1 protein-coding gene is annotated in these 1,109 nt (G+C 63.8%); it reads right to left on the reverse strand.

What is annotated here, in order from left to right; translation table 11 throughout:
• Positions 1 to 1,040, reverse strand: a 1,040-nt coding sequence (locus V6590_RS20770) for a UPF0149 family protein (RefSeq protein ID WP_335425620.1), incomplete at its 3' end; no start/stop codon positions are given.
• Positions 1,041 to 1,109: the final 69 nt, after the last annotated feature.

Below are 1,109 nucleotides of genomic sequence, written 5' to 3' on the forward strand. Positions count from 1 at the left end.
GACCGGAACCGGCTGAGCGCGTTGCAAATCCCCTCCCACCATGCCGCCTGCCCCGTCTTCGAACGCCCCGAGATGCTTGCAGCCAGATCGTCGGCCGCTGATGCCACATCCGAAATCCCTTGGGCGCGCATCATCAGAAGGTCCATGAAGCGCTGGAACCGGGAAGGGTCGATCTGCGGCAGGACCGGCTCGAGGATCGGGGACAGCCACTGGTTTGGCATCAGCATCTGAGGCGCAATCACGATGCCAGTCAGATAGCCGTCCAACCAATCGACCGAGAGGCCACTTCCCCGCAGCAGCCTGGCCATCTCCCCCTTCTGTTCAGGTTCGGGGGCTTCCTGCGCAAGCTCCTCAAGTGTCATGTCAGGCCCCAACTCCGGATCATCGTGGATCCAGGCCTCAATGGTCTGCTCATGCACATCCAGCATGACCGGGATCTTTCTCAGATCACGCCCCTCGAGCAGGGCCATGGCACATGCGGCGAAGCTCGCCGCATCCGGGTGCCGCGCCGCCTCGAGGACTTCCGCGGATCGCGCCAGAATGCGCGCCCACCAATCCCGCCGACCATCGAGCCATTTCCAGAGTGCCGACTCCCCAGATTTCGCGCTCCGCGCCTTTCCAAGGACGGCATGTGCGGCATCACTGTCTTCAAACCAGCTGTCGATCGTCTCGTGGCGATCCCACCATTCCTCGCTGGCGGTGATGAGGGCTGCCAGCTGCCTGGGTACAAGCGCCTTCACAACAGGCGTCGATTCCAGATCGGCAATCAGGTCCGCTGTTGATTTCGCCTCCGGTCGCAAGCCGGCAAAGCCGCACAGCCGGACAACCTCGATCAGCCCCGGAACAGGCGGCTGCCCCTGAGCCAGCCCATCCGCCAACGCAACGGATAGGGCGCGACGCACATAGTCGTCGGTCACCGGCAGGGCGCCAACCTCTTCGGCCATGTGCTCGAGAATGGATTTCTGCTCCCGCGCCGATCGGCAGGCAATGGTGTAGGCATCCCGCACGCCTTGCCCCTGTTTGAGCAGCAGCATGGCCATCTTTCGCTGCGACCCGGATTGCAAGGCGATGCCGATGCTCTGCGCCCCACCTCCGTCCGGCAAGGAGGC

The sequence above is a fragment of the Gemmobacter denitrificans genome, from assembly GCF_036964905.1.
In the GTDB taxonomy this organism is placed as follows: domain Bacteria; phylum Pseudomonadota; class Alphaproteobacteria; order Rhodobacterales; family Rhodobacteraceae; genus Gemmobacter; species Gemmobacter denitrificans.